At 69.2% G+C, this 21,881-nt stretch carries 20 protein-coding genes; 8 read left to right on the top strand and 12 right to left on the bottom strand.

What is annotated here, in order from left to right:
- Positions 1–226: 226 nt before the first annotated feature.
- A complete protein-coding gene (gene ligD / locus NS283_RS16235) occupies positions 227–1,456 on the top strand; it encodes a non-homologous end-joining DNA ligase (protein WP_058597896.1) in 1,230 nt (409 codons plus the stop codon).
- Here the strand turns inward: ligD and NS283_RS16230 are convergent.
- Entirely contained in the window at positions 1,423–1,980 is a 558-nt protein-coding gene (locus NS283_RS16230) for a TetR-like C-terminal domain-containing protein (RefSeq protein ID WP_058597895.1), read from the bottom strand. The two genes, ligD and NS283_RS16230, sit on opposite strands and share 34 nt — an antisense overlap.
- Positions 1,981–2,053: 73 nt before the next feature.
- Between NS283_RS16230 and NS283_RS16225 the strand changes: the two genes are divergently transcribed.
- A complete protein-coding gene (locus tag NS283_RS16225) occupies positions 2,054–2,779 on the top strand; it encodes an MBL fold metallo-hydrolase (protein WP_058597894.1) in 726 nt (241 codons plus the stop codon).
- A gap of 2 nt (positions 2,780–2,781) precedes the next feature.
- Here the strand turns inward: NS283_RS16225 and NS283_RS16220 are convergent, their stop codons facing one another.
- The 8 genes from NS283_RS16220 to guaB all read right to left on the bottom strand — a co-directional run bounded on the left by NS283_RS16220 (position 2,782) and on the right by guaB (position 12,533).
- Complete coding sequence (locus NS283_RS16220; protein ID WP_058597893.1) at positions 2,782–4,140, bottom strand: glycosyltransferase; 1,359 nt, start codon at positions 4,138–4,140, stop codon at positions 2,782–2,784.
- A gap of 193 nt (positions 4,141–4,333) precedes the next feature.
- A complete protein-coding gene (guaA, locus tag NS283_RS16215; RefSeq protein ID WP_058597892.1) occupies positions 4,334–5,914 on the bottom strand; it encodes a glutamine-hydrolyzing GMP synthase in 1,581 nt (526 codons plus the stop codon).
- Positions 5,911–6,432, bottom strand: coding sequence for a DUF3817 domain-containing protein (locus tag NS283_RS16210; protein ID WP_058597891.1), 522 nt, complete (start codon positions 6,430–6,432; stop codon positions 5,911–5,913). Before NS283_RS16210 ends, guaA begins: the two co-directional genes overlap by 4 nt.
- 9 nt (positions 6,433–6,441) lie before the next feature.
- The gene (locus tag NS283_RS16205; RefSeq protein WP_058597890.1) at positions 6,442–7,311 is read right to left on the bottom strand and encodes an SURF1 family protein; all 870 of its coding nucleotides are present in this window, start codon (positions 7,309–7,311) and stop codon (positions 6,442–6,444) included.
- A gap of 13 nt (positions 7,312–7,324) precedes the next feature.
- Entirely contained in the window at positions 7,325–8,440 is a 1,116-nt protein-coding gene (locus NS283_RS16200; protein WP_058597889.1) for a GuaB3 family IMP dehydrogenase-related protein, read from the bottom strand.
- Between the two features lie 15 nt (positions 8,441–8,455).
- Complete coding sequence (locus NS283_RS16195; RefSeq protein WP_058597888.1) at positions 8,456–9,127, bottom strand: TMEM175 family protein; 672 nt, start codon at positions 9,125–9,127, stop codon at positions 8,456–8,458.
- Between the two features lie 37 nt (positions 9,128–9,164).
- The gene (locus NS283_RS16190) at positions 9,165–10,853 is read right to left on the bottom strand and encodes an ABC-F family ATP-binding cassette domain-containing protein (protein ID WP_058597887.1); all 1,689 of its coding nucleotides are present in this window, start codon (positions 10,851–10,853) and stop codon (positions 9,165–9,167) included.
- Positions 10,854–11,030: 177 nt separating this feature from the next.
- Positions 11,031–12,533 carry an IMP dehydrogenase gene (guaB, locus tag NS283_RS16185; protein WP_058597886.1) on the bottom strand — a complete coding sequence of 501 codons (1,503 nt, stop codon included), beginning with the start codon at positions 12,531–12,533 and terminating at the stop codon, positions 11,031–11,033.
- A gap of 273 nt (positions 12,534–12,806) precedes the next feature.
- Here guaB and NS283_RS16180 point away from each other — a divergent pair, with 273 nt between their 5' ends.
- The 5 genes from NS283_RS16180 (at position 12,807) to NS283_RS16160 (ending at position 17,637) form a co-directional block, all read left to right on the top strand.
- Positions 12,807–14,105: a branched-chain amino acid ABC transporter permease gene (locus tag NS283_RS16180; RefSeq protein WP_058597885.1), complete on the top strand. Its 1,299-nt coding sequence runs from the start codon at positions 12,807–12,809 to the stop codon at positions 14,103–14,105.
- A gap of 11 nt (positions 14,106–14,116) precedes the next feature.
- A complete protein-coding gene (locus NS283_RS16175; protein ID WP_058597884.1) occupies positions 14,117–15,097 on the top strand; it encodes a branched-chain amino acid ABC transporter permease in 981 nt (326 codons plus the stop codon).
- Complete coding sequence (locus NS283_RS16170) at positions 15,090–16,022, top strand: ABC transporter ATP-binding protein (RefSeq protein ID WP_058597883.1); 933 nt, start codon at positions 15,090–15,092, stop codon at positions 16,020–16,022. The genes NS283_RS16175 and NS283_RS16170 overlap by 8 nt, the downstream gene beginning before the upstream one ends.
- Complete coding sequence (locus NS283_RS16165; protein WP_058597882.1) at positions 16,022–16,804, top strand: ABC transporter ATP-binding protein; 783 nt, start codon at positions 16,022–16,024, stop codon at positions 16,802–16,804. The genes NS283_RS16170 and NS283_RS16165 overlap by 1 nt, the downstream gene beginning before the upstream one ends.
- Positions 16,805–16,890: 86 nt before the next feature.
- On the top strand, positions 16,891–17,637 hold the full coding sequence (locus tag NS283_RS16160; RefSeq protein WP_153003400.1) for a hypothetical protein: 747 nt from the start codon (positions 16,891–16,893) through the stop codon (positions 17,635–17,637).
- 60 nt (positions 17,638–17,697) lie between these two features.
- Here the strand turns inward: NS283_RS16160 and NS283_RS16155 are convergent, their stop codons facing one another.
- From NS283_RS16155 to groES, 3 genes are all read right to left on the bottom strand, one after another.
- Positions 17,698–18,984 carry an ABC transporter substrate-binding protein gene (locus NS283_RS16155; protein WP_058597880.1) on the bottom strand — a complete coding sequence of 429 codons (1,287 nt, stop codon included), beginning with the start codon at positions 18,982–18,984 and terminating at the stop codon, positions 17,698–17,700.
- Between the two features lie 205 nt (positions 18,985–19,189).
- Positions 19,190–20,131, bottom strand: a complete 942-nt coding sequence (gene rarD, locus NS283_RS16150; RefSeq protein WP_058597879.1) for an EamA family transporter RarD — start codon at positions 20,129–20,131, stop codon at positions 19,190–19,192.
- Positions 20,132–20,261: 130 nt separating this feature from the next.
- The gene (gene groES, locus NS283_RS16145; protein ID WP_013583903.1) at positions 20,262–20,558 is read right to left on the bottom strand and encodes a co-chaperone GroES; all 297 of its coding nucleotides are present in this window, start codon (positions 20,556–20,558) and stop codon (positions 20,262–20,264) included.
- 132 nt (positions 20,559–20,690) lie between these two features.
- Between groES and NS283_RS16140 the strand changes: the two genes are divergently transcribed.
- Positions 20,691–21,878, top strand: a complete 1,188-nt coding sequence (locus tag NS283_RS16140; protein ID WP_058597878.1) for a class I SAM-dependent methyltransferase — start codon at positions 20,691–20,693, stop codon at positions 21,876–21,878.
- The last annotated feature ends 3 nt before the right edge of the window (positions 21,879–21,881 follow it).

Genomic DNA, 21,881 nt, shown 5'->3' with positions numbered 1-21,881 from the left:
CGATGTCCTGAGACATCACATCCGAAAAGCGTCCGGGTGTTTTGGACACTCAACGCCTGCGGCCGGGCGCGCGCACCCGCACGCTCGCGCATCCCGCACCTGCGCCGCACCGCCTGCAGCCGGGCGCGCACACCCCGCACGCTCGCGCATCCCGCACCTGCGCCGCGCCGCCCGCGCGCGCCGCAAGGGGTGCGCGACGCGTGGGTGTCGGCGCTAGCCTCGCGCCATGAGCCCCGCGAAGACTCCCCCCGAGATCCTCGACATCGACGGCCACGAGGTGCGCGTCACGAGTCCCGACCGCGTCGTCTTCCCGCAACGCGGCCTGACGAAGCTCGACCTCGTGCGCTACTACCTCGACGTCGCCGAGGGCGCCCTGCGGGGAGCAGGAGGCCGACCGATGGTGCTCAAGCGCTTCTCGAAGGGCCTCGACCAGGAGCCGTTCTTCCAGAAGCGTGTGCCCGACAAGCACCCCGCCTTCATCGACACCGCGACCCTCCACTACGCCTCCGGCACCTCCGCCGAGGAGACGGTGATCCGGGATGCCGCGGGCCTGGCGTGGGTCGTCAACCTCGGCTGCCTCGACCTCAACCCTCACCCCGTTCGGGCTGAGGACCTCGACCACCCCGACGAGCTGCGCGTCGATCTCGACCCCATGCCCGGGGTCGACTGGGCACAGATCGTCGATGTCGCCTTCATCGCCCGCGAGGTCCTCGAAGACCACGGGCTCGTCGGATGGCCGAAGACCTCGGGCTCGCGGGGGCTCCACATCATCGTGCGCATCCGTCCCGAGTGGGACTACGCCGACGTACGCCTCGCCGCCGAGACGCTCGCCCGCGAGGTCGAGAACCGCGCGCCCGGGCTCGCGACCGCTCGCTGGTGGAAGGAGGAACGCGGCGAAAGCGTCTTCGTCGACTTCAACCAGAACGCGAAGGACCGCACGGTCGCCTCGGCGTACTCGATCCGGGCGCTCCCCGACGCGCGCGTGTCGACTCCGCTGACGTGGGACGAGGTCCGCGACCGCCGCCCCGAAGAGTTCACCGTCCTCACCGTGCCCGAGCGCTTCCGCACGATCGGCGATCCGCACGCGGGCATCGACGACGCGGCGGGCTCCCTCGACGCCCTGCTGGCTCTCGCGAAGGAGCTCGGGCCCGCCGAGAAGCCTCCGCGCGGCTCCGACGGCTCCGGCCGCCGCGCCTCGACCATGCCTCTCATCGAGGTCGCGCGTACCAAGACCAAGCCCGAAGCTCTCGATGCGCTCGAGACGTGGAAGTCACGACATCCGGACGCCGCGGACGCCCTCCACCCGGCCGACATCCTCGTCGACGGCATGCGCGGTTCGAGCTCGCTCTGGTACCGCGTGCGGGTGAACCTGCAGCATGTCCCGGATGCCGAACGTCCCGCGCAAGAGGGCCTGATCGCCGACTACGATCCCTGGGCCGGTCGCACCGCGTCCTGATCCGAGGTCAGTGAGCCCACGATGTGACGCATCCCGTACGCGAAGGCTTCGTCGAGGTCGCCCCCGAGACGGAAGGCGCCCGTCAGCTCCATCGTGATGAATCCGAGCGCCCACGAGGTCAGCAACCGCGCTGCATCGAGCGCACGGTCGGGACCGACGACGGCCGCGGTCGCGCGGAGCACGGGTTCGCTGGTCGCCGCGAGCCTCTCGGGGTCGATCGACGAAGCGAACAGCAGACGGAACGCTTCCGGTCGCTCTTGACCGAAGCGGCGAAAGACGGTGAGCAGCTCAGCGAGGTCGCCCCCGGCATCCGTCAGTCGGCGTGTCAGGTCGTCCGCGGTCGCGATCCCGACCAGACCGAGAAGCGCTTCCCGGTCGCGCACGCGCTTATACAGCGAGGGGGCCTTGACCCCGACGGCCGCCGCCACGGCCTGCATCGTGACGGCGGTCGGACCGCCGCTCTCCAGCAGTCGGGCGGCCTGCGCGACGATCTCGGCGAGAGACGTTCGTTCGGGTGTCGGCATTCAGCGCTCCTTATGGCTACGTATATAAGCTATCATGGCTATTGCTCGTAGCCATCCCGCGAAAGGTCATCCCATGCGACTCGCCCCCTCCCTTCACCGCCTCGGCAACGACATCGTCGCCTCCTACCTGATCACCACGCCCGCCGGCATCACCCTGATCGATGCCGGCCTCCCCGGCATGTACGCCGATCTCCGGCGGGAGCTGGACACCATCGGCCGCCCGATCGACGACATCCGCGGGGTGGTCCTGACGCACGGCGACAGCGACCACGTCGGTTTCGCCGAGCGCCTGCGCCGCGACCACGGCATCCCGGTCTTCGTCCACGCCGCCGACGCCGATCGCGCGCGGGGTGGAGACAAGCCGAAGACCCCGGTCGGCCCGATGCGCATCGGGCCGCTGTTGAGCTTCGCCGCGTTCGGCATCCGGAAGGGCATGCGTCCGCAGTGGCTGACCGAGGTGGTGAGCATCGACGGCGACACCACTCTCGACCTCCCCGGAGCGCCCCGCGTGATCTCGATGCCCGGACACTCGCCGGGAAGCGTCGCCGTGTTCTCCCCCGAAGTCCGCGCCGTCTTCGTCGGCGACGCGCTCACGACCCGCCACGTCCTCACGGGGCGCACGGGACCGGGTCCCGCCCCCTTCACCGACGACCCGACCGAGGCTCTGGCGTCCCTGGCTCGCATCGCTGATCTCGACGCCGACTGGGTTCTCCCCGGCCACGGGCCCGCCTTCCGCGGCTCTCCGTCTGCCGCGGTCAGCGCCGTCCGGTCAGCCGCCCGCGCCGCCGACCGCGCCTGAGGTCAGCGCCGCCGGGGGCGTGACAGGGCTTCCCCGCACGCCGCGGCCAGCGTCTGCATCGCGCGCGCCGGACTCAGGGTCGCCGCCGCGTCCACGGCCTCGGTCGACAGCCGCTCGCGCACCTCGGCATCCGTCAGCACACGAACGAGGGCCGCGACGAGGGCGCCCTCGTCGCCATCCGGAACCAGGATGCCACCTCCCCCGGCGAGCATGTCGCGCGGGCCGTAGCGGATGTCATAGGCCACCACAGGGGTACCGTGCGCGAGGGCTTCGGCGAGGGCGAGCCCCTGCCCCTCGAAAGCCGAGGTGGTGAGGTACACGGCCGCGCCGTCGAGGACGGCACCGGGGTCGTTCGTGAGCCCGGGCAGCGAGATACTTCCCGCCAGGCCGAGCTCGGCGACCAGGGCTTCGAGCGCCTCTCGCTGGGCGCCGGCTCCCCACAGCTCCAGCCGCGCCGTGGGGACCTCTGCGACGACCCGGGCGAATGCGCGGACGGCCGCGCGAAGACGTTTGCCGGGAGCGAGGCGACCGAGCACCACGACACGACCGGCGTCGCGGTCCGCCGCGGGGACGACCCTCTCCGGCGCGCGGACGGCGTGCGGCGCGACGAGATCGTTCGCCGCGGTCCCGAAACGTTCGCGCACGTCGTCACGCTGCTGTGCGGTGGGCCACAGCACCGCGTCGAAGCGCGGAGCGATCTCGAACCATCGCGTCCAGAGCGCGTTGAGGTCGGAGTCAGCACGATAAGGGGCTTCGAGGTGGATCGTGTGGACCGTGTGCACGATCCGGACGTCATCGTCTCCCCACCCGACGATCAGCTCACCGAGCTGCCGCGACTCGCAGATGACGACGACGGGACGCGGATTCTCCGCACGGAGCTGTCCGGTGAGGTGCCCGAGCCACGCGCGGTAGAGCGCACCGAACCCGGCGACGACGCCGACAGACTCGCCCGCGGCATCCCGGATCACGATCGGTGCCGTCGTCAGGTGCCAATCGGGGTCGACGACGTTGGGCAGGGAGACAGCGCCGCCCGCGACGTCGCGGTACTCCAGGGTGGGATCGGCTTCGCCGGGCGTGGCCGCCGCTCGCAGCCACTCCGCGGCCCCTCCCTCGACGTCCACCGCTTCATCGAAGAGATTACGGAAGACCTCGGATGCCGCCGCCGCCCCGCGCTCCACGAACGTCGCGCGGTGCTGGGCATGGGCGTCGGGCGTCCCCGGATCGACGGTGAGGAGAAGCGGTTGAGTGCCGGCATCCGCCATCTGACGCGCGCGGGCGAGCGTCGAGATCGTGTACCCGCCGTCGAGGTCGGGGATGAGCCTGCTCGACAGGATCAGGTACCAGGCGTCGGGGAACGGCATCACGCCTCCATCCTCTCCCGGCTTCCCGGTACCCGCGTACCCGCGTTTGGGGCGTGTTCGTCCCTTTGGGGCGCGCCATTCCCCGCCCCGACCGCCAACTCACGCCCCAAACCGGGCACCGCGACCAACGCGCGCAGCAAAAACGCCGCCGCCCGGAGGACGACGGCGCCTTGCCGCGCGAGTGGCCGAAGGCTCACTCCCATTCGATCGTCCCCGGCGGCTTCGACGTCACGTCGAGCACCACGCGGTTGACGTCCTTCACCTCGTTGGTGATGCGGTTCGAGATCTTGGACAGCACGTCGTAGGGCAGGCGGGTCCAGTCAGCGGTCATGGCGTCCTCGGACGACACCGGACGCAGCACGATGGGGTGACCGTAGGTGCGACCGTCGCCCTGCACGCCGACGGAGCGCACATCGGCGAGGAGCACGACCGGGCACTGCCAGATCTCGTCGTCGAGGCCGGCCTTGGTCAGCTCGGCGCGGGCGATGGCGTCGGCCGCACGCAGGATCTCGAGACGGTCAGCGGTGACCTCGCCCACGATGCGGATGCCAAGACCGGGCCCCGGAAAGGGCTGGCGGCCGACGATCGCCTCGGGCAGACCCAGCTCGCGACCGATCGCGCGGACCTCGTCTTTGAAGAGGGTGCGCAGCGGTTCGACGAGCTCGAACTGCAGATCCTCGGGGAGCCCGCCCACGTTGTGGTGGCTCTTGATGTTGGCCGTACCGGTTCCGCCCCCGGACTCGACCACGTCGGGGTAAAGCGTGCCCTGCACGAGGAAGCGCACCTGCTCGCCCTCGGCCTTGGCCTCGGCGACGAGGTCGGCCTGCACCTTCTCGAAAGCGCGGATGAACTCGCGGCCGATGATCTTGCGCTTCTGCTCGGGGTCGCTGACGCCGGCGAGGGCGTTCAGGAAGGTCTCGCGCGCGTCGACCGTGATGAGCTTCACCCCGGTCGAGGCGACGTAGTCGTTCTCGACCTGTTCGCGCTCGCCCTGGCGGAGCAGCCCGTGGTCGACGAACACCGCGATCAGCTGGTCGCCGACGGCCTCGTGCACGAGGGCGGTCGACACGGCGGAGTCGACGCCGCCCGACAGCGCCGAGATGACGCGCGACGTCCCGACCTGCTGGCGGATGCGCTCGACCTGCTCGGCGATCACGTTGCCGCTGTTCCAGTCGGCGGGGAGACCCGCCGCCTTGTGCAGGAAGTTCTCGAGCACGTGCTGGCCGTGGTCGGAGTGCTTGACCTCAGGATGCCACTGCACGCCGTACATGCGACGTGCGTCGCTCGCGAAGGCGGCGACGGGCGTGTGCGCGGTGCGGGCGAGCACCTCGAAGCCCTCGGGAGCCCGCGACACCTGGTCACCGTGGCTCATCCACACGTTCTGTTCGACCGGCTGCCCCTCGAGCAGCGTGCCCTCGGTCACGATCGTGGCATCCGTCGCCCCGTACTCGCGCAGGCCGGTGTTCGCGACCTCGCCGCCGAGGGCCTTGGCCATGACCTGGAAGCCGTAGCAGATGCCGAGCGTCGGCACGTCGAGATCGAAGACTCCGGCGTCGAGGCTCGGGGCGCCCTCTTCATACACCGACGAGGGCCCGCCCGAGAGGATGATGCCCACGGGGTTCTTGGCCGCGATCTCTTCTGCCGAGGCGGTGTGCGGCACGATCTCGCTGTAGACGCCCGCTTCGCGGACGCGGCGGGCGATCAGCTGCGCGTACTGGGCGCCGAAGTCGACGACGAGGACGGGGCGCTGGGACGTTTCGGTCTGTTCGGTCACCGGTTGCCTTCCGGGGCGGGAACGGGAGCGGATGCCAGGGCGGCTTCGCGCTCGGCGAGGTAGGCGCGCACGCCGCGGGCGGTACGCACCTCGAGGATGAAGGAGAGGAACGGGACGACGCCGCCGAGGGCCAGGAAGACGAACCGACGGAACGGCCAGCGCATCAGGCTCCACACGCGGAAGCACGAGATGAGGTACACGACGTAGAACCAGCCGTGGGCGACGAGGATGGCGAGCGAGACATTCACGCCGTCACCCGTGGAGATCATCTCGCACCCGTCACCGCCGGGGATGAAGAGCGAGAACCACTGGCATCCGGGGCCGGCGATGGCATCCGCGAACCACAGGAACCCGCCGGATCCGCCCAGGAACAGCTCCACGTGGATGGGCGTGTACTTCAGGATCATCTCGGTGACCAGCAGCAGAAGTCCGATACCGGTGATGATCGAGCAGATCTGGTAGAAGGTCAGGGCTCCGCGGATCGCCGGGAAAGAGGCGAGTTTCGGGGGACGCGGCATGCGCCAAGTCTAGTCGCGAGGAACCGGCGGCCCCGCCGCCTGCAGCTCTTCCTGGGCGTCTTCGAGGTCTTCGACCTCTTTCTCCCACGCGTCGCGGGCCAGGCGGTACCAGAGGTACAGGGCGAAGCCCGCGAAGATCGCCCACTCCGCCGCGTAGAAGATGTTCAACCAGTTGACGCGGGAACGCTCGTCCGGAGCCGGCGACGAGATCGCCTCGAGCGGCCCGATCGCCGTCTGCGACGCCACGTACTGGCGGTACACCGCCACACCGTCGATGTCGTGCCACCGACCGAGCAGCATCGCGGGCGACATGCGCGTCAGCGTCAGCGGGTCGACGCCCGAAGCCGGACGCGCCGGCCCCTCGTCGGAGATCAGGCGCCCCGTGACGTCGACCTGTGCGGTGGGATCGGCTTCGGCCGCGGCGCGGAGATCGTCGGCGGCGGCGTCGGCGGCGTCGAGGGTGGGCGCCCAGCCGAGCGCGACCGCGATCGATGCCGGCTTTCCGCCGTCATCGATCCGCAGCTGACCCGTGACCCAGTAGCCCTCGACGTCGTCGTTGAAGCGCGACGAGACGACGATGAAGTCCGAGGGGATCCACCGCCCGCTCGTCTCGACGCGTTGGCCGACGAGGGGCTCGGCGAGATAGGCGCCCGGCTGCACGACCTCGTCGAGGGGGCGCACCACCTCGGTCATGCCGGGCTCGGAGGGCGCGGTGTCGACCGCGCGCCCCAGTTGCCACTGCCCGAGCCACGCGAGGACCCCGGCGACCACCAGCGAGAACGCCAGCAGCGCGAGCCATCGCGGACGCAGCATCACCTCGCGCAGCGTCGGCGGGAAGACCTCGGGGATCTCCGGAGCGATGGCGGGCGACGAGGTCACGCGGACTCCGGCATCAGTGTCCGTAGGGGGCCACGACGACCTCGACGCGCTGGAACTCCTTGAGGTCGGAGTAGCCGGTCGTGGCCATCGACTTCTTCAGGGCGCCGATCAGGTTCGCGGTGCCGTCTGCGACGGGCGCAGGCCCGTAGAGCACCTGCTCGAGCGGACCGACACGGTCGACCGCGACGCGACGCCCGCGGGGCAGCTTGGCGTGGTGGGCCTCGGGTCCCCAGTGGAAACCGCGACCGGGAGCGTCGGTGGCGCGTGCGAGCGCGACGCCGAGCATGACGGCATCCGCGCCCATGGCGAGGGCCTTCACGATGTCACCGGAGGTGCCGACACCGCCGTCGGCGATGACGTGCACGTAGCGTCCGCCCGACTCGTCGAGGTAGTCGCGGCGAGCGCCGGCGACGTCGGCGACAGCGGTCGCCATCGGCGCGTGCAGGCCGAGCGTGGCGCGCGTCGTGGACGCGGCTCCCCCACCGAAGCCGACGAGTACGCCGGCGGCTCCCGTGCGCATGAGGTGCAGGGCCGCGGTGTAGGTGGCGGCGCCGCCGACGATGACGGGGACATCGAGGTCGTAGATGAACTTCTTGAGGTTGAGCGGCTCGGCCACGCTCGACACGTGCTCGGCCGACACCGTCGTCCCGCGGATGACGAAGAGGTCGACCCCCGCGGCCACGACCGTCTCGTACAGGTCGTGGGTACGCTGCGGCGTCAGGGCTCCGGCCACGGTCACGCCCGCGGCGCGGATCTCGGCGAGACGATCGCGCACGAGTTCGGGCTTGATCGGCTCGGAGTAGAGCTGCTGCATGCGGCGGGTGGCATCGGCATCCGGCAGCCCGGCGATCTCGGCGAGGAGCGGCTCGGGGTCGTCGTACCGCGTCCAGAGACCCTCGAGGTCGAGCACGCCCAGACCGCCCAGACGACCGAGCTCGATGGCTGTGCGGGGGCTGACGACCGAGTCCATGGGGGCGCCGAGCACCGGGATCTCGAACGAGAAGGCGTCGATCGTCCACGCCGTGGACACGTCTTCGGGGTTGCGCGTCCGTCGCGACGGCACGACGGCGATGTCGTCGAAGGTGTAGGCGCGGCGGGCGCGCTTGGCGCGGCCGAGGTCGATCTCCATGGTCACCCGCCCAGCCTACCCGCGACCTCCGACCTCGCCGCCGGTCGCCGGTGGACCGTCGACCGAAAGCGGGGCATCGGCTCCGCGCAGGAGGCGCGTCAACAGTCCGTCGACGGCGAAGAGGAGGAAGGCGAGCGATCCGATCCAGGGGCTGAGCGCCACGGCCGCGGCACTGATGATCACCGCGCTGAGGCCGGCCCTGCCCAGTCGCCGCGCGTCGTCCTCCGACAGATCGGCGACAGCCCCCGATCGCACGGCCCAGGCCCACTGCACCCAGCCGACCACGATCGCGAGGAAGAAGTTGATCGGCAGCAGGATCCGCCCGAGCAGCAGGCCGTCGTACGACGTGTTCAGCGAGGATGTGAAGGGCACCAGCACGACCAGGAGCAGACGGATGTTGTTCAGCCACATCCCCGTGTCGTCGATCCGAACGATCCACTCGAACTGCTTCACGTGCGTCATCCACATCACGCACAGGATGAGGAAGCTGATGACGAACGAGAACACCGGGTGCGCCAGCGCGAGAAGACCCTGAGCGAGGTCGTCGTTCGTGCGCACCGTACCGAGGGACTGGTCGGTGAGACCCAGGACGAGGAGCGTCGCCGCGATGGCGAACACCCCGTCGGTGAACGCCTCGGTGCGCCGGGCCGAGACGGATGCCTCGGGGTGAATCCTCCGCCGGATCATGCGCACAGCGTAGCCGCGACGATCACCGGCGCAACGGTCACCGCGCCCGCACGACGCGCTGCTCGTCCCAGACCGGCTCGGATGACTCGTACACCTCGCCGTCCGACCCGAACACGAGGAACCGGTCGAAGGACCGCGCGAACCACCGGTCGTGCGTCACTGCGAGCACCGTCCCCTCGAATCGCGCGAGGGCGTCTTCGAGAGCCTCGGCCGACGCGAGGTCGAGGTTGTCCGTGGGTTCGTCGAGCAGCAGCAGGGTCGTCCCCGACAGCTCGAGGAGGAGCACCTGGAACCGCGCCTGCTGCCCACCGCTCAGCGTGTCGAAGTCCTGCTCCGCCTGGGCGACGAGACCGTAGCGGTCGAGGGCCGAGCTCGCGGCATCCCGTGGCATCCCCCTTCTGTTGTCGTCACCGCGGTGAAGCAGATCGAGGAGCGTTCGCCCGACGAACTCCGGATGCCGATGCGTCTGGGCGAACCACCCGGGTACGACGCGCGCCCCGAGGATCGCTCTGCCGGTGTGGGCGACCCGGTCGAGTCCGGAGCCGACGGTGGTCACGTGTCCCAGACGTGCGTCGGGATCAGTGCCCCCCGCGGCCAACAGCCGCAGGAAGTGCGACTTGCCCGAGCCGTTGGATCCGAGGACCGCGACACGGTCGCCGAACCAGACCTCCAGGTCGAACGGCTTCATGAGCCCGGTCAGCTCGAGCTTCTCGGCGATGACCGCGCGCTTGCCCGTGCGGGCGCCCCGCAGGCGCAGCTGCAGATCCTGCTCGGGCGGGCGCTCCTGGGGCGGACCTGCCGTCTCGAACTTCGTCAGTCGGGTCACCGCGGCCTGGTAGCGCGAGGCGAAGCCGTCGTTGGCGGCGGCGGCGACCTTCATACGCGCGACGAGGGCCCGGAGCTTCTCATGCTCCTCATCCCAGCGACGGCGCAGCTCGTCGAGCCGCGCCATGCGGTCCTCGCGGGCCTCCGCGTACGTCGCGAAGCTGCCCCCGTGCACCCACGCGGTGCTGCCGGCGCTGCCCGTCTCGAGGGTCACGATGCGGTCGGCCGCGCGAGCGAGGAGCTCGCGATCGTGCGAGACGAGGAGAACGGTCTTCGCGGTGGCGCGCAACTGGTCCTCGAGCCAGCGCTTGCCGGGGACGTCGAGGTAGTTGTCGGGCTCGTCGAGCAGGAGCACGTCGTCGGGGCCGCGCAGCAGCGCCTCGAGGGCCAGCCTCTTCTGCTCCCCTCCCGACAGGGTGCCCAGCTCCCGGAACCGCGCTCGCTCGTACGGCACTCCGAGAGCGGCGATCGCGCACGTGTCCCAGACCGTCTCGTGCTCGTACCCGCCCGCGTCGGCGTAGTCGGCGAGCGCCGCGGCGTACCGCATCTGGGTGTCGAGGTCGTCGTGTTCGATGAGGGCGTTCTCGGATGCCTCGAGCTCGAGCGCCGCGCGACGGATGCGCGCGGGCGACACCGCGACGAGGAGGTCGTGGACGGTCTCGCCGGATTTCCCGTGGCCGATGAACTGATCCATCACCCCGAGGGAGCCGCCGATCGCGATCGCACCGCCGTGGGCCTTCTCCTCGCCGCGCACGATGCGAAGCAGCGTCGACTTGCCCGCCCCGTTCGGACCGACGAGCGCGGTCGTCACGCCCTCCCCCACGCGGAACGTCACCTCGTCGAGGAGGGGCCGCCCGTCGGGCAGGGTGAACGAGATGGCGGTGAGGTCGAGGTAGCCCATGGGGAGATTCCGGTCGACCGCTCGTGGCGGTGGCGTCGACCTCGAACGCGCGTGCGCCGTTCGCCGGTCGGCCCGCCGGGAAGCGAGCCGACCAGTCTAGCGGACCCTCGTTCGCCCCACGACCGCGCGTGAGAAGGGGCCGGGCAGTCACCTGCCCGGCCCCACTCTCATGACGCGTTACTTCTTGTAGTTCGGCGCCTCGACGACGATCTGCACGTCGTGCGGGTGCGATTCCTTCAGGCCCGCCGAGGTGATGCGGACGAACTTGCCCTTGGTCTTGAGCTCTTCGACGGTGCGCGCGCCGACGTAGAACATCGACTGACGCAGGCCACCGATGAGCTGGTAGGCGACCGCCGACACAGGGCCGCGGTAGGGCACCTGGCCCTCGATGCCCTCGGGGATGAGCTTGTCGTCGCTGGGAACGTCGGCCTGGAAGTAGCGGTCCTTCGAGTACGAGGTCTTCTTGCCGCGCGTCTGCAGTGCACCGAGCGAACCCATGCCGCGGTACTGCTTGAACTGCTTGCCACCCTGGAAGACGATCTCGCCCGGCGACTCGTCGGTCCCCGCGAGCAGCGAGCCGAGCATCACGGTGTCGGCACCCGCGACGAGCGCCTTGGCGATGTCGCCCGAGTACTGCAGACCGCCGTCCGCGATGACCGGCACGCCCGCGGGGATCGCGGCCTGAGCGGCCTCGTAGATCGCGGTGACCTGCGGCACGCCGACACCGGCCACGACGCGGGTGGTGCAGATCGAGCCCGGTCCGACGCCGACCTTGACGGCATCCACTCCCGCGTCGATGAGCGCCTGAGCGCCCTCGCGGGTGGCGACGTTGCCGCCGATGACGTCGATGTGGGCGAACGACTCGTCGGCCTTGAGGCGCGTCACGATGTCGATGACCCCCGCGGACTGCCCGTTCGCGGTGTCGACCACGAGGACGTCGACGCCCGCGTCACGCAGCGCCTCGGCGCGCTGCCACGCGTCGCCGAAGAAGCCGATGGCGGCACCGACGCGCAAGCGGCCCTGGTCGTCCTTGGTCGCGAGGGGGTACTTCTCGCTCTTGTCGAAGTCCTTGATGGTGATGAGGCCGGCGAGCTTGCCCTCGTCGTCGACCAGGGGCAGCTTCTCGACGCGGTGCTTGGCGAACGTCGCGATGACGTCGTTGGCGTGGATGCCGACGTGCCCGGTGATCAGTCCCTCTTTCGTCATCACGTCTTTGACGAGGGTCGTCTGGCGCTCGAAGCCCGAGACGAAGCGCATGTCGCGGTTGGTGATGATGCCCACCAGCACACCGTCGGGGTCGACGACGGGAAGACCCGAGATGCGGTACTGGGCGCACATCGCGTCGACCTCGGCGACGGTGGCATCCGGAGTCGTCGTGATGGGGTTCGACACCATGCCCGACTCGCTGCGCTTGACCTGGTCGACGATCGCCGCCTGGTCTTCGATCGAGAGGTTGCGGTGCACGATTCCGATGCCACCCTGACGCGCGATCGCGATCGCCATGCGCGCCTCGGTCACGGTGTCCATGGCGGACGAGAGAAGAGGGGTGGCGACGGTGATGCGACGGGTGAGGCGCGACGACGTGTCCGCTTCGCTCGGGATGACATCGGTGTGCCCGGGAAGGAGCAACACGTCGTCATACGTCAGTCCGATGAAACCGAAGGGGTCGTGCTGCTCCATGGATCCTCCTGCGCCGTAGCGCCTGTGTGAAAGGGACGTCCGATGGAATTCTAAGCGTCGGGAGCCTGGGAATTGTTCCCGAGAGGTCCGGCCGCGGTACGCACTCGTGATGACACGGTTCGCTAACGAGGCAGTCGGTGAAACACCCTCGACACATTACGCTCGTAGCGTCGACCGTCGAAGCTGACGGGACGACTTCGTCAGCGCTGCCGAACTGGAGACTCCGTGGGTTATCCCTCCCCCACCGCGATACGATCGCGCACCCTATCCCGCATGGCCATCCTCGTGGCGTTCCTCGCGAGCGCCGTCGCCGTCCTGAGCCTGTTCCTCGCGTCACCCGCGAGCGCCCAGACGACGACCGCCCCCACCCCGGCCGCTTCGGCCGGAACCGGCGACGTCTCCACCCAGTACACGATCGGCGGCATCATCCGCGCCGGCGACGACCCCGTCGAGGGCGTCGAGATCGCGGTCGAGGGGTCTGGTTTCTCCGAGGTGGGCACCACCGGCGCCGACGGCCGCTGGGCCGTCTCGGTTCCCGGGCCCGGCGAGTACACCGCCGAGCTCAAGGTCGACACGCTCCCGGACGGCGTCGTCCCGCGTGACCCCGACAACATCACCCGCGACGTGACGATCGGGACCACGAACACGGTCAACGTCCTCTTCCCCACGGGAGAAGGAACCGCGGCATCCGGATCCATCTGGGACACGCTGTTCTCGCGCTTCTTCTACGGCCTCAACTTCGGCCTCCTGCTGGCCCTGGCCGCGATCGGCATCTCGCTGATCTTCGGGACGACCGGCGTCAACAACTTCGCCCACGGCGAGATGCTCACCTTCGGCGCGATCATCTTCTACGTCTTCACCGCCATGGGGTGGAACCTCCTGTTGGCGGTGGTGCTGACGGTCGCCCTCTCGGCCGCGCTCGGCTGGACACAGGATGCCGTGCTCTTCAAACCCCTCCGCAAACGCGGGGTCGGACTGGTCCAGGTGCTCATCGTGACGATCGGTCTGTCGATCGTCCTGCGGTACCTCTACCTCTACTTCTTCGACGGTGGCACGCGGAACATCACGACGGGGATCACCGACAACGTCACCATCGGCCCCGTCACGGTGACCCTCACCTCGATCATCAGCATGGGCGTGAGCATCGTGATGCTCGCAGCCGTGGGCTACTTCCTCACCCGCACGCGGATCGGAAAGGCCACGCGCGCCGTGAGCGACAACGCCTCGCTCGCCGCAGCCTCCGGCATCAACGTCGACCGCGTGATCCGCATCGTGTGGGTCATGGCGGGTGCTCTCACGGGCCTGTCGGGCGTGCTCTACGGCCTCTACCGCGGTGTCACGTGGGACATGGGCTTCGCGATCCTGCTCCTCCTGTTCGCCGCCGTGACCCTCGGCGGTCTCGGCAGCGCCTTCGGTGCCCTCGTGGGATCGCTGATCATCGGCATCATCACGGAACTGTCCACCATCGTCATCCCACCCGACCTTCGGTACGCGGTGGCCCTGATCGTGCTCATCGGCGTGCTGCTGTTCCGGCCGCAAGGTGTGCTCGGTCGTAAAGAGCGGATCGGCTGAGGAAAGACGACATGGACTGGCTTTCGATCTTCAACAACGCCGCGGGCGAGCTCATCAGCCCGACCACCGCGGCCTACGCCCTCGCCGCCATCGGCCTCAGCGTGCACTTCGGCTACGCCGGACTGCTCAACTTCGGTCAGGCGGGCTTCATGGCCGTCGGCGCCTACGCCTTCGCCATCGCGACCCTCTCGCTCTCGGCTCCCGTGTGGCTCGCGATCCTGATCGCGATCGCCGCTTCCGTGCTGTTCGCTTTCATCCTCGGCATCCCGACCCTGCGCCTGCGCGCCGACTACCTCGCGATCGTCACGATCGCGGCGGCCGAGATCGTGCGCTACGTCGTCTCGACGGTCGGTCTGACCGACATCACGGGCGGCTCGCAGGGTCTGAACGGCTACAACCGCGAGTTCCAAGCACTGAACCCCCTGCCGGGCGGCACCTACGGCATCGGCCCGTGGACCTACTCGGCGAACGACTGGTGGGTGCGCCTGTTCGGGTGGGCCCTCGTCATCATCGCGACGCTCCTCGTCTTCCTCCTCATGCGCAGCCCGTGGGGTCGCGTCGTGAAGGGCATCCGTGAAGACGAGGATGCCGTGCGCAGCCTCGGCAAGAACGTCTACGCCTACAAGATGCAGGCGCTCGTGCTCGGCGGCGTCATGGGCGGCCTCGCGGGAGTGGTGTTCATCCTCCCCCGCGCGGTGCAGCCCGGTAACTACGGCACGGCGCTGACGTTCTTCATCTGGACGGCGCTCCTCCTCGGAGGCGCGGCCACCCTGCTCGGGCCGATCGTCGGCGCGATGCTGTTCTGGGTGCTCCTGTCGCTGTCCAACGGCATCATCGTGGGACTGCGGGATGTCGGCATCCTGGGCTTCATGTCCAGCACCCAGACAGGGCAGGTGCGTTTCATCCTCGTCGGCATCGGACTGATGCTCCTCGTGATCTTCCGACCACAGGGCATCTTCGGCAACAAGAAGGAGCTGTCGTTCAATGTCTGACACGACCGTCACCCACCCGCTCGTCAGGGGCGAGGTCGGACCCGGCTGCGCCAAGGTCGACCCGATCGTCGTCGCCGACAACGTCACGCGCCAGTTCGGCGGCCTCAAGGCCGTCGACGTCGACCACCTCGAGATCCCGCGCGGGCAGATCACCGCTCTCATCGGCCCCAACGGTGCCGGGAAGACCACCCTGTTCAACCTGCTCACGGGCTTCGACAAGCCCAACACGGGCAGTTGGAGCTTCGAGGGGTCGAACCTCGCCGGCGTCCCCGCGTTCAAGGTGTCGCGCAAGGGCATGGTCCGCACTTTCCAGCTCACCAAGTCGCTCGGGCGTCTCTCGGTGCTGCAGAACATGCTGCTCGGAGCCCGTGGGCAGAAGGGCGAGAACATCTTCCGCGCACTGATCCCGGCGATCTGGCGTTCGCAGGAGTCCGAGAACACCACGCGAGCCGACGACCTGCTGCGGCGGTTCAAGCTCGACGCCAAACGCGAGGACTTCGCCGCGTCGCTCTCGGGCGGCCAGCGCAAGCTCCTCGAGATGGCGCGCGCGCTCATGAGCGACCCCAAGCTCGTCATGCTCGACGAGCCCATGGCCGGCGTGAACCCGGCGCTCACGCAGAGCCTGCTCGGGCACATCCTCGACCTCAAGAAGGAGGGGATGAGCGTGCTGTTCGTCGAGCACGACATGCACATGGTCCGTCACATCTCGGACTGGGTCGTCGTCATGGCCGAGGGTCGCGTCGTGGCGGAAGGGCCGCCGGAGACCGTCATGAGCGACCAGGCCGTCATCGACGCCTACCTCGGCGCCCACCACGACACCGATCTCGGCGACATGACCACGTCGCAGCTCGAGACCATCCAGGCCGAGGCCGCCGCCGAGGCGGAAGCGGAGCTCATCGCCGACGAGAAGGACGGGAAGCTCTGATGACCGACACCGCCACCACCACCCGCACCGCGGTGCTGCGCACCGATGACCTCGTGGCCGGCTACCTGCCGGGCGTGAACATCCTGAACGGCTGCACGGTCGACGCGTACCAGGGCGACCTCATCGGGATCATCGGCCCGAACGGCGCCGGCAAGTCGACGCTGCTGAAGGCCATCTTCGGTCAGGTGAAGATCCGCGGCGGCGCCGTGCTGCTCAACGGCGAGGACATCACCTCGCTCAAGGCCGACAAGCTCGTCGGCAAGGGCGTCGGCATGGTCCCGCAGAACAACAACGTGTTCCCGAGCCTGTCGATCGAAGAGAACCTGCAGATGGGTCTCTTCCAGCGGCCCAAGGTCTTCGCCGAGCGGTTCGAGTTCGTCAGCGGACTGTTCCCCGAACTGGCCAAGCGACGCCGTCAGCGCGCGGGCTCGCTCTCGGGCGGTGAGCGCCAGATGGTCGCCATGGGGCGAGCGCTCATGATGGACCCGTCGGTGCTCCTGCTCGACGAGCCATCCGCGGGTCTGTCGCCCGTGCGTCAGGACGAGACGTTCCTCCGGGTCGCCGAGATCAACCGCGCCGGGGTGACGATCATCATGGTCGAGCAGAACGCCCGCCGCTGCCTGCAGATCTGCCACCGGGCCTATGTGCTCGACCAGGGCAAGGACGCGTACACCGGCACCGGTCGCGAACTGCTCACCGATCCCCGCGTCATCGAGCTGTACCTCGGTACCCTCGCGGCCGACGAGGACGCGAAGCGCGACAACCGGGAGTCACCCGCCTGATCCGACGCCGATATGCCGCGAGCGCGGCGCTCACCCTCGTGGGCGTCGCGCTCTCGTCATGCGCGAGCAGTACCCCGCCGCCGGCGGTGTCGGTCGCGCTGGTGCAGCAACGCGGCGACATCGCTCCGGGCCGCGTGCAGCTCCGGATGACGAACGACGGCGACTCCGCCGTCGTCGTGACGTCTGCGACGCTCACCTCTCCCGTGCTCGCGGAGTCGGGCGGCGGCGAGACGAAGCGACCCGTGACGCTGTCCCCGGGCCGGACGGTGGACCTCCCCGTGACGCTGCCCGCGCTGCGGTGCGTCACGGAGGATCCGTCCGCGCGGGCGGTACTGCGCCTCGAACAAGACGGGGACAGCCGTGACGCGACACTCGACGTCACCGACGAGCTCGGTGTGCTCACTCGTCTGGCTGAGACCGAATGCGGTCGGGAGGCCGTGGCATCCGTCGCCCGGATCTCGGCCGCGTCGGCGGCGGTGGGTGAAGGCGGAACCATCGATCTCGAGGTCTCGATCGAGCCGACGGGCGATGCCGGGGCGGGGACGGCCGAACTCCGCGCCCTGCGAGGCACTCCCCTGCTGCGCTTCCCCGCCGGCACCGAGACGCCGCTGGACGTCACCGTGCGCGCGGACGACCCTCCCTCGACGACGACGATCGCCCTGACGCCGCAGCGGTGCGATGCGCACGCGATCGCCGAAGACAAGGTCGGCACCCTGTTCGACCTCGTGGTCCGGGTCGAGGATCGCGACGTGGTTATCCCGCTCGAGCGGTCGCCGTCGGTCGCCGCCGCGATCCTGTCGGCCACGGCCGCCGTCTGCGGCCTCACGCCGTAGCGACGACATGCGAAAGGGGCCCGGATCCTCTCGGATCCGAGCCCCTCACGTGGTGTCAGGTCACTCGTTGAGCGAACCGAACTCCGTGTTCAGCAGGGTGTACTTGTTGTCGGCACCGTACTGGTAGATGCCGATGTACGCCTCGGTCGGGTCACCGTTCGCATCGAAGGTGATCGGGCCGGAGACACCGTCGTAGTCGATGTCCTTGCCCTCGTTGATGAGCTTCAGGCAGTCGGCGAAGGTCGTGCACTTCTCGCCGTCCTCGGAGACCGACTGCAGGTTGTCACGGATCGCCGTGCCCGAGTCGTCCTTGGCCTGCGCCGCGGCGAGAGCCGCGACGATGACGGCGTCGTAGGACTCCGGCGCGTAGCTGAAGTCGGTGAGGGCGGGGTCGACCTCCTTCAGGCGAGCCTGGAAGTCGGTGTCGGCCGGGTTGCCCGGGAGGGTTCCCTTGGCGCCCTGCAGCGTGCCCGCCGGGAACTCGTACGAGTTCGACAGGTTGCCGTCGACGAAGTAGACCTTCGAGGCCGGGTAGCCCTGGGTGCTGACGAGCTGCGGGATGATCGACGACGTCTCTTCGAACGCGATGACCGCGACAGCGTCGGGCTTGGCCTGCAGCAGCTGGTCGACCTGCGAGGTGAAGACCGTGTCACCCGGGTTGTAGGGGACCGCGACCGAGACCTCGCCACCGGCGGCCTCGATGGCCTTGGTCGCGTTGTCCTTGAGGCCGATGCCGTAGGGGTCGTTGATGTAGATGATGCCGACGTTGGCTGCGCCGTCGCCGACCATCAGGTTGCCGAGCACGCGGCCCTGCAGCACGTCGGAGGGAGCGGTACGCCAGTAGTACCCGTCGTCGGCGTACGTGGTGAAGTCGGGCGAGGTGTTCGCCGGCGAGATCTGCACGATGCCGGCGTTGACCAGCTGGTCGATGAAGGTGAACGACACACCCGAGGACGCGGCACCGATCACCACGTCCGCACCGGCGTCGACGAGCTCGGTGGCGGACTGGGTCGCGATGTCGGTCGTGGTGTCGCCCGAGTCGCGCTCGGTGAGCTCGACCTTGAAGGGGAACTCGGAGCCCGTGGCCTCGATGTCCTTGATCGCGAGCTTGACACCCGCGACCTCGGGCGGGCCGAGGAACGCGAGGTTACCCGTGGCGGGGAGGATGGTTCCGACGTGGAACGTGCCGTCGGCCGTGGACACGGCGCCGCCGCCGGAGGACGCACTGGGCGCCGCGGCGTCGTTGCCGCCGCCACCCGAACAACCGGCGAGGACGAGCGCGCTGGCACCGACCAGGGCGATACCGCCCAGGACCTTGCCCGCGCGGCTACGCGTGAAGACGTTCATAGTGCTCCTTGCTGTGAATGAACGTTGGGCGACACGTGAGGTCGCCTGGTGACCTAAACCTAACCGGGCGCACGTTTTCGTCGTGTTGCCGTTCGTTAACGATGTGCGTCGTCGTGGTCACAGCCCCATAACGACCCTGGCGCTCTCGTCCGCGATGGCGTAGGCGCCTCGTCGGTTCGGGCCGGATAGCGCAGAAAGTGGCCGGTCAGACCGGTTCTGCGACGTCGGAAACCGAGCGACGGTGGCGACGCGACATCACGATCGAGTCCACGCTCAGCACGATGAGGGCGACCCAGACGAGACCGAAGCCGATCCACCGCTCGAGCGTCATCGGCTCCCCCAGCACCCACACGCCGATCGCGAACTGGATGATGGGTGCCACGAATTGCAGCAGGCCGATCACCGTGAGCGGGACGCGCCGCGCGCCCGACGCGAAGAGCAGCAGGGGGACGGCGGTGACCGCTCCCGCGAGCAGCAGGAGGACGGTGTGCAGCGCGCCGGCCGTACCGAGCGTGATGCCGGTCAGGTTCGCGACGAACACCAGCTGGACCGCCGCGACCGGGAGGAGCCAGAGCGACTCGAGGGTCAGACCGCTCACGGCATCAACGGCCGGGCCGATCTGCTTCTTCACGAGCCCGTAGAAGCCGAAGGAGAAGGCGAGCGTCAGGGCGATCCAGGGGAACGCTCCGTACCCGATGACGATCACCGCGACGGCGACGACCGCGAGGCCGATGGCGATCCACGGCACGATCCGCAGGCGCTCGCGGAGCACGATGACCCCGAGCAACACCGTCACGATCGGGTTGATGAAGTACCCGAGGCTCGTCTCGATGACGTGGTTCGTCAGGGCGCCGTAGAGGTACGTCTGCCAGTTGATGTAGATGAGGACGCCCGCGACAGCGGTGAGGCCCATCAGGCGGGGCTGCCGGACGATCGCGAGGAACGGTCGCCACGCGCGGAGGACGGTCAGCAGGATCAGGCAGAAGAGGAAGGCGAGGATGATCCGCCAAGCGACGACCTCGAACGGGCCGGTGGGCTTGAGCTGCAGGAAGTAGATCGGGAGGACGCCCCAGAGCAGGTAGGCACTCAGGGCGTACACGGCACCGCGGGTGCTCCCCCCGGTCGGGGCGGAAGGAGCGGCAGTCACAGATCCAGCCTACGCGGGCGGTCGCGCATCGGAGCGTCGGTGCTCTCTTTCCTGCCAGATCACGCGACCGGGAACGACGAAGGCCCCGGATGCCATGGCATCCGGGACCTTCGTACGATCTCGCTCGGGATCAGCGGACGACGACCGCCAGCACGTCGCGAGCCGAGAGCACGAGGTACTCCTCAGCGCCGAACTTGACCTCGGTGCCGCCGTACTTGCTGTAGAGCACGCGGTCGCCGACGGCGACGTCGAGGGGGACGCGGTTGCCGTTGTCGTCGATGCGGCCGGGGCCGACGGCGACGACTTCGCCCTCCTGCGGCTTCTCCTTGGCGGTGTCGGGGATGACGAGACCACTCGCGGTGGTCTGCTCAGCCTCGACCTGCTTGATGACGATGCGGTCCTCGAGCGGCTTGATGGAAACCGACACGGTCTACCTCTTCTTTCTCGTTACAGAAGACTTGTCAGCACTCACGCGGGGAGAGTGCTAATCCGAGTGTAGAGAAGCGCTGGCACTCACGCAACGCGAGTGCCAACACAATCGCGCACCTAGGCTGAATCGGTGGATACCCGCGAGCTGACCGCCCTCCTCACGCCCGACGGCCTGCGCCTGCTCGACGAGGTGGGCCGGATCGAGTCCACCGACGACGCGGCGCGGACGGTGTCGCGACTGCGTGCCGCCGGCCACTCCCCCGACCTCGTCTCGGCGGTCGTCGGTCAGGCGCGGTTGAGGGTCCGCGCGACGACGAAGTTCGGCCCCTTCGCCGAGCGGATGCTCTTCACCCGAGCGGGCCTCGAACAAGCCACGCGCCTGTCGATCGCCGCGCGGCATGCCGGGCGGTTCCGTGCCGCGGGGATCACGCACGTCGCCGACCTCGGTTGCGGCATCGGCGGCGATGCCCTCGGGATGGCGGGTCTCGGCGTCCGGGTCCGGGCCGTCGACGCCGATGAGGTGACGGCAGCGATCGCCGCGTACAACCTCGCTCCCTTCGACGACGCCGTCACCGTCGAGCACGCGCGTGCCGAGGACGTCGACCTCGAGGGAACGGATGCCGTGTGGCTCGATCCCGCGCGACGGACCGCCGGGCATTCCGAGACGCGACAGGTGTCGTCGGCCGAGTGGTCGCCCTCCCTGGACTGGGTCTTCGCGCTGCTGAAGGAACGGCCCGGCGGAGTGAAGCTCGGACCGGGCTTCGATCGCGACCAGATCCCCGACGACCTCGAGGCGCAGTGGATCAGCGCGGACGGCTCGACCATCGAGCTCGTCCTCTGGTCGGGAGCACTCGCCCGCGAGGACGTGCGTCGCGCCGCCCTTGTCGTGCGCGGCGACGAGGCATGGGAGCTCACGGCTCCGGCCGACTCCCCCGACGTCGAGCCGCGCGAGCTCGGGGCGTTCGTGCACGAGCCGGACGGAGCGGTCATCCGCGCGCGGCTCATCGGCGAGGTCGCTCGCGCGCTCGACGCGGGGATGCTGGCCCCGGGTATCGCCTACCTGACCTCGGACGCGGCGCTCACGAGCCCGTTCGTGTCATCGTTCCGGGTGCGCGAGCAGCTCCCGGCGGACCCGAAGAAACTCGCGCAGGCGCTGCGTGCTCGCGGCATCGGGACGCTCGAGATCAAGAAGCGCGGCGTCGACGTCGATCCCGCGATGCTGCGCAAGAAGCTGTCCCTACGCGGCGACGAGGCGGCGACGCTCATCCTCACGCGTATGGGCTCGAAGCGGCTCGCCCTCCTGGCCGATCGCGTCTGAGCC

Source organism: Microbacterium testaceum, from assembly GCF_001476285.1.
In the GTDB taxonomy this organism is placed as follows: domain Bacteria; phylum Actinomycetota; class Actinomycetes; order Actinomycetales; family Microbacteriaceae; genus Microbacterium; species Microbacterium testaceum_B.
The sequence above is the reverse complement of the archived record's forward strand: the minus strand, read 5'-3'. Positions and strand labels throughout refer to the sequence as shown.

What these genes read in the sequence shown, in the direction of transcription:
- ligD (WP_058597896.1), top strand. Translation starts at nt 227, where the DNA reads ATGAGCCCCGCGAAGACTCCCCCCGAGATCCTCGACATCGACGGCCAC.
- NS283_RS16230 (WP_058597895.1), bottom strand. Translation starts at nt 1,980, where the DNA reads ATGCCGACACCCGAACGAACGTCTCTCGCCGAGATCGTCGCGCAGGCC.
- NS283_RS16225 (WP_058597894.1), top strand. Translation starts at nt 2,054, where the DNA reads ATGCGACTCGCCCCCTCCCTTCACCGCCTCGGCAACGACATCGTCGCC.
- NS283_RS16220 (WP_058597893.1), bottom strand. Translation starts at nt 4,140, where the DNA reads ATGCCGTTCCCCGACGCCTGGTACCTGATCCTGTCGAGCAGGCTCATC.
- NS283_RS16210 (WP_058597891.1), bottom strand. Translation starts at nt 6,432, where the DNA reads ATGCCGCGTCCCCCGAAACTCGCCTCTTTCCCGGCGATCCGCGGAGCC.
- NS283_RS16200 (WP_058597889.1), bottom strand. Translation starts at nt 8,440, where the DNA reads ATGGAGATCGACCTCGGCCGCGCCAAGCGCGCCCGCCGCGCCTACACC.
- NS283_RS16195 (WP_058597888.1), bottom strand. Translation starts at nt 9,127, where the DNA reads ATGATCCGGCGGAGGATTCACCCCGAGGCATCCGTCTCGGCCCGGCGC.
- NS283_RS16190 (WP_058597887.1), bottom strand. Translation starts at nt 10,853, where the DNA reads ATGGGCTACCTCGACCTCACCGCCATCTCGTTCACCCTGCCCGACGGG.
- guaB (WP_058597886.1), bottom strand. Translation starts at nt 12,533, where the DNA reads ATGGAGCAGCACGACCCCTTCGGTTTCATCGGACTGACGTATGACGAC.
- NS283_RS16180 (WP_058597885.1), top strand. Translation starts at nt 12,807, where the DNA reads ATGGCCATCCTCGTGGCGTTCCTCGCGAGCGCCGTCGCCGTCCTGAGC.
- NS283_RS16175 (WP_058597884.1), top strand. Translation starts at nt 14,117, where the DNA reads ATGGACTGGCTTTCGATCTTCAACAACGCCGCGGGCGAGCTCATCAGC.
- NS283_RS16170 (WP_058597883.1), top strand. Translation starts at nt 15,090, where the DNA reads ATGTCTGACACGACCGTCACCCACCCGCTCGTCAGGGGCGAGGTCGGA.
- NS283_RS16165 (WP_058597882.1), top strand. Translation starts at nt 16,022, where the DNA reads ATGACCGACACCGCCACCACCACCCGCACCGCGGTGCTGCGCACCGAT.
- NS283_RS16155 (WP_058597880.1), bottom strand. Translation starts at nt 18,984, where the DNA reads ATGAACGTCTTCACGCGTAGCCGCGCGGGCAAGGTCCTGGGCGGTATC.